General features: G+C 73.1%; 4 protein-coding genes and 1 pseudogene. 3 read left to right on the forward strand and 2 right to left on the reverse strand.

What is annotated here, in order from left to right; translation table 11 throughout:
* The coding region (locus H5J33_RS28235; protein WP_181797663.1) for an ATP-binding protein at positions 1–204 on the forward strand (204 nt) is incomplete at its 5' end.
* Between the two features lie 75 nt (positions 205–279).
* Here the strand turns inward: H5J33_RS28235 and H5J33_RS37860 are convergent.
* Positions 280–372 (reverse strand): annotated as a pseudogene (locus tag H5J33_RS37860) (cyclase family protein); the annotation flags it as partial.
* Between the two features lie 128 nt (positions 373–500).
* Between H5J33_RS37860 and H5J33_RS28240 the strand changes: the two are divergent.
* Positions 501–974: a hypothetical protein gene (locus tag H5J33_RS28240; RefSeq protein WP_399552946.1), complete on the forward strand. Its 474-nt coding sequence runs from the start codon at positions 501–503 to the stop codon at positions 972–974.
* On the opposite strand, the gene H5J33_RS28245 is transcribed toward H5J33_RS28240, so the two are convergent.
* Positions 855–1,901 carry a GlxA family transcriptional regulator gene (locus H5J33_RS28245; RefSeq protein WP_181797664.1) on the reverse strand — a complete coding sequence of 349 codons (1,047 nt, stop codon included), beginning with the start codon at positions 1,899–1,901 and terminating at the stop codon, positions 855–857. The two genes, H5J33_RS28240 and H5J33_RS28245, sit on opposite strands and share 120 nt — an antisense overlap.
* Positions 1,902–1,972: 71 nt before the next feature.
* Here H5J33_RS28245 and H5J33_RS28250 point away from each other — a divergent pair, with 71 nt between their 5' ends.
* Positions 1,973–3,277, forward strand: coding sequence for an MFS transporter (locus H5J33_RS28250; protein WP_181797665.1), 1,305 nt, complete (start codon positions 1,973–1,975; stop codon positions 3,275–3,277).
* The last annotated feature ends 77 nt before the right edge of the window (positions 3,278–3,354 follow it).

Below are 3,354 nucleotides of genomic sequence, written 5' to 3' on the forward strand. Positions count from 1 at the left end.
CGGTGCGCCGACGACGACGCCACCGGCGGGCGGGGTCTGGCCCTCGTGGAGTGTCTCGCCGACCGCTGGGGCTGGAGCCCCGAGGGCGCCGGCAAGAGCATCTGGTGTGAACTGGACCGCTGTTCACCGCCCCGGCGGAACGCGGCGCTCGCGTACGGATGCGGACTGCCCGCGTACGAGGGCTTCGCCTTCGAAGCGGTGTAGCGGCCCGGACGCCGCCGGCGTCACGCGGTCATGGGCACACCGGTGCCGCCGTTCACGAGACGGCCACCGGTGCCACGGCGTGCCCGTCGGGCCCACGAACGGCCCGGGCATCGCCGACGGCAGGCATGCGTACCGGCCGGCTTCTCCACAGGCTGTGGACAACTCTTCGGGATCTCCGGGCCGTGCCCTGGGCGAGGAGGCGTCAGGGCGGCGCTTTCCTGAGTGGGCGTCAGGGTTGTCCACAGGCGCCGTAAGCGGGGGAGGCGGCTGTCGGTGCCGCCCCCTACCGTCGAGGCATGAGTTACCGCGATGTCGTCTCCCGGCGGGTCCTGGTCTGGGCCGCGGTCTGCCTGGTCGCCCTGATACCGGCGGCGCCGGGCATGGCGGTGGCGCCGGCCGTGGCGGGACCGCTCCAGTCCGGGGCGATGCTCACCCGCAACCTGTCGCTGCGCGAGGCGCTCCCGCCACACGCCCTGGCGGCCGGGTATTCCGTCATGTACGCCGCCGTAGGCGCCGGTTACGCGGCCACCGGCTCGCTCGCCGGTGCCCTGCTGCCGCTCACCGCGCCCTCGACGGCGGTCCTGGCGGGCGTGGGCCTCACCCTGCTGCTGACGGCGGTCGGCTGGTGGGGCGAGATACGCGCCGGCCGGTCAGCGCGGAGTGCCGGCGCCGGCGCCGGCACGACCGGTGCGGCCGGACAGCTCGGTGCCGCCGTTGGTGCGGAAGGTGCGCCGGTAGGCGGTGGGGGTGACGCCCAGCGCGGCCTGTAGGTGCTGGCGCATCGACTGGGCCGTGCCGAAGCCGGACTCCCGGGCCACCTGGTCCATCGACAGCCCGGTGGACTCCAGCAGTTGACGGGCCCGCTCCACGCGCCGCTGGGTGAGCCACTGGCCGGGGCTGATGCCGACCTCCTCGCGGAAGCGCCGGGTGAAGGTGCGCACCGACATCGCCTCCTGCGCGGCCATGTCCCGCAGCTGGATCGGCTCGTGCAGCCGGCCGAGCGCCCAGGCGCGGGCGGTCGCCGTCGTGGCGAGCTGGGGATCGGGCACCGGGCGCTGGACGTACTGGGCCTGGCCGCCGTCGCGGTGGGGCGGTACGACCGTGATCCGGGCGACGTCGTTGGCGACCGCCGTGCCGAAGTCGCGGCGGACCATGTGCAGGCACAGATCGAGCCCGGCGGCCACCCCGGCCGAGGTCAGCACGTCGCCGTCGTCGATGAACAGCACGTTGGCGTCCACCTCGACCTTCGGGAACATCCGCTGGAATCGCTCGGCGTCGGCCCAGTGCGTGGTGGCCGGCCGGCCGTCCAGATAGCCGGCGGCGGCGAGCACGTAGGCTCCGGTGCATATGGAGGCCAGCCGGGTGCCGGGGCGGATGTGGGAGAGGGCGACGGCGAGTTCGTCGGTGAGCCGGCCCTCCTCGTAGACCGGGCCCAGCTCGTAGGAGGCCGGGATGATCACCGTGTCGGCGGTGGCCAGCACCTGCGGGCCGTGCGGCACGTGCAGGGTGAAGTCGGCGTCCGTCTCGACCCGGCCGGGCGGGCGGACGGAGCAGGTGACGACCTCGTACAGGCGGCGCCGCCGGGCGTCCCGGGGACGGCCGAAGATCCGGTGCGGGATGCCCAGTTCGAAGGGCAGCAGGCCGTCCAGGGCGAGAACGGCGACCCGGTGCGGGCGGAACGCGCCTTCGTAGGTCATGGCCCGATCCTAACGAATGCTGTCCTTCGGGCCACTCGATGTGACAGGTGCGCAAATCGGAGGCTCGTGACGTGACTCAGACAACCCCAGCCGCCGCCCCCGTTCAGGTCCCGCCCCCACGGCGCCGCCGAGTGCACCGCGCCTGGTTCGTCGCCGCCGTCACCTTCGTCACGATCACGGGCGCGGCGGCCTTCCGTTCGCTGCCCGGTCTGCTCATCGACCCGCTGCACCAGGAGTTCGGCTGGTCGCGCGGCACGATCGGCGCGGCCGTCTCCATCAACCTGGCCCTGTACGGGCTGACCGCGCCGTTCGCCGCCGCTCTGATGGACCGTTTCGGCATCCGCCGGGTGGTCGCCGCCGCGCTCACCGTGATCGCGTTCGGCTCCCTGCTGACCGTGTGGATGACAGCACCCTGGCAACTGCTTCTGTGCTGGGGCCTGTTGGTAGGGCTGGGCACCGGCTCCATGGCGCTGGCGTTCGCCGCGACGGTCACCAACCGCTGGTTCACCGAGCGGCGCGGCCTGGTCAGCGGCATCCTCACCGCGGCCTCCGCCTCCGGGCAGTTGATCTTCCTGCCGCTGCTGTCCCGGGTCGTGGAGGGCCACGGCTGGCGGCCCGCCGCGGTCACGGTCGGGCTGACCGCGCTGGCCGTGGTGCCCCTGGTCTGGCTGCTGCTGCGCGACCACCCGGCCGACGTGGGCGAGAAGCCGTACGGCGCGAGCGAGTTCGTGCCCAAGCCGCCGCCGGTCGCCGGCGCCGCCCGCCGTACGCTCACCGTGCTGTCCGCCTCCGTCCGCACCGGCACCTTCTGGCTGCTGGCCGGCACCTTCGCGATCTGCGGCGCCTCCACCAACGGACTGGTGCAGACGCACTTCGTGCCCGCCGAGCACGACCACGGCATGCCCGTGACGACGGCGGCCTCGCTGCTCGCGGTCATCGGCGTGTTCGACGTCGCCGGCACGATCGCCTCCGGCTGGTTCACCGACCGGTTCGAACCGCGCCGCCTGCTCGCCGTCTACTACGCCCTGCGCGGACTGTCCCTGCTCTTCCTGCCGATGCTGCTCGGCCCCTCCATAAAGCCGTCGATGATCTTCTTCATCATCTTCTACGGACTGGACTGGGTGGCCACCGTCCCGCCCACCCTGGCCCTGTGCCGCGAGCAGTTCGGCGAGGACAGCGCCATCGTCTTCGGCTGGGTCCTCGCCTCCCACCAGATCGGCGCGGCCCTCGTCGCCTACCTCGGCGGTGTAGCCCGGGACGTCTTCGGCTCCTACGACCTGGTCTGGTACGCCTCCGGCACCCTGTGCGCGGCGGCGGCCCTGATGTCCCTGGTCATACGGCGCACGGCCCCGGCCGTGACGCCCGCCGTACCCTGAACCCGCCACCAGGGAAAGAAGTCCGTGCTGGGCGGTGTCGCGCAGAGCCGCGATGTCCCGGAGGCGACGGCGGCGGC

The sequence above is a fragment of the Streptomyces sp. WELS2 genome (assembly GCF_013870595.1).
GTDB lineage: Bacteria > Actinomycetota > Actinomycetes > Streptomycetales > Streptomycetaceae > Streptomyces.

Bases quoted from the DNA above. Each gene is read 5' to 3' on its own strand.
- H5J33_RS28245 (WP_181797664.1), bottom strand. From the start codon at position 1,901: ATGACCTACGAAGGCGCGTTCCGCCCGCACCGGGTCGCCGTTCTCGCC.
- H5J33_RS28240 (WP_399552946.1), top strand. From the start codon at position 501: ATGAGTTACCGCGATGTCGTCTCCCGGCGGGTCCTGGTCTGGGCCGCG.